This window comes from Bacillus sp. BB081, assembly GCF_008368895.1.
GTDB classification, from domain to species: domain Bacteria; phylum Bacillota; class Bacilli; order Bacillales; family Bacillaceae_G; genus Bacillus_A; species Bacillus_A wiedmannii.
Map to the genome: position 1 here is coordinate 1 of NZ_QOZX01000120.1, position 1,900 is coordinate 1,900.

General features: G+C 30.6%; 2 protein-coding genes. Both read right to left on the minus strand.

Annotation, left to right across the window (positions count from 1 at the left end):
* Positions 1 to 84: 84 nt before the first annotated feature.
* Entirely contained in the window at positions 85 to 660 is a 576-nt protein-coding gene (locus DN394_RS28360) for a histidine phosphatase family protein (protein ID WP_097914759.1), read from the minus strand.
* 30 nt (positions 661 to 690) lie between these two features.
* Positions 691 to 1,506, minus strand: coding sequence for an alpha/beta fold hydrolase (locus DN394_RS28365; RefSeq protein WP_149294452.1), 816 nt, complete (start codon positions 1,504 to 1,506; stop codon positions 691 to 693).
* Between the last annotated feature and the right edge of the window lie 394 nt (positions 1,507 to 1,900).

A 1,900-nucleotide genomic window follows, 5' to 3' on the forward strand; every position in this document is an offset into this window, starting at 1 on the left:
CTAAAAATAGTTGATAAAAATGCATTCTATAAAAAAAGAGTGTGTTTTATAAGTAAAAATTAAACACACTCCATATATTCAGTTTCATTCTCCTATCCATAATTTTTTTACATTCAATAATTGTTCATCATTAAATTCCAGCTTATATATGTCAGGCTTTGATGTATGTATTAAAAATTCAAACCCGTATTGCTTATCAAAATAATTCATCATGAGTGTCATTACAAGCCCATGTGTGCCAATTACAATTTTTTGTCCTTGAAAATCCATTAATATTTCCTTTAACACTTTCACTACCCGTCTCTGACAATCCTTATATGACTCTCCTTCCATGAGTGTACAGTCAGGATTAGAGAACATCTTCTTTACAAGCGGATACACCTCTTTATCTGATATAACTTGATCCCCACTGGAAAACATACACTCTTTAAGGTTTTCATATATTAATATTTCTTTTTCATAGAAATTGGCTGTTTTTTCTATCGTTAACATAGCCCTCTTATATGGACTTGAAATGAAAGTATCGATTCCCTCTGTTTTTAATATGTCTGTTACTCTATGAGCGTCTAAACTTCCCTTTTCAGTTAAACCACGTGTTCTTTCACTCCCTTCTAATTTTGATGATTCACCGTGCCTAACCATATAAATATATGTATTCATACTTCCCCCTTGAAAATATTCATTCGTTTTTTATAAATTTTGTTGTTTTGTTCGTGTAATCCATTCTCCTACTAAACTCTCGAATAGTTCAGGCTGTTCAATTTGCAAATTATGTCCCGCCATATCAAGCACCGCTAATGTTGCTCTTGGATAATCTTCAATAATTTCTATAATATCTCGATAACCTACCGATATATCTTGTCTTCCTGCTAATAAAAGAACGGGTTTCTCATATTTCTTTCGGTGAAACTCCATAGTAAGAGAATAATTTTTTTGCAATCTTTCAATAAATTCATAATTAGCAACATCTAACCCCGGCTTAATTTCTTCTTTAAATCGCTTATATGTATTTTTATTTGCTACCACTGCTAACTCGCTAAATTCATTTCTTTCGGTAGAAGTTAACGTATTTAAAAACTCCTTATCTTGTACAATTATCTGTTTATCCGGTAAACGTCTTTCTTTTGTCAGCGCAACAACCACAGGACATATTAATAATAATCCATTGACTCTCTCAAACATTTTTGAAAGTATCCCTCTAGCTAAATATCCGCCGAAAGACTCTCCTACTAGTAAAAAATCTTTCTTTGGAATAATTTCTTCAATAAATATAGTTAACACTTCTAATATATGATCTGAACTATTTATCCAATCTGGAGCGTTCGACTTTCCCATTCCAGGTAAATCAATATATATTCGTTGATAACCTTCATATTTTTGAAATACTGATTCCATACATTTCATCATTAACCTATGATCCGGAGCACAGCCATATATAATAAGGACCGGTTTCCCCTCTCCAACAATTTCATAGTATATTTCCGCATCTTTAATTCGCCATAACATAAAAAGTCCTCCCTATTTAGTGAAAATACTATCCACTCTGTAAGAATACACGTTCTTATTTTATATCCTTTTGTAACATTTTTACAAATGTTACTTTTCAGATTAAAAATGAAAACCTTACTTAAAATAGCCTATAACAATCCAAAGATCAGCTAGAAAGAGGATTCTCATCATTTTATATGCAATTGTGCATCTCCTCTTACAAATCACTAAAAAACCTTTACAATTCAAAGGATGACTAAATATACAATTTCCATTTAAAATCTTATGAAGTACATATTATCAAACTCGATATTTTCCAATTTTAAGAAGTATTAAACTCTTCAATACTTTCCTTATAAACAAGATTTTTACAAGGAAATCTGATACAATTCTTAAATAATATTATTATGTA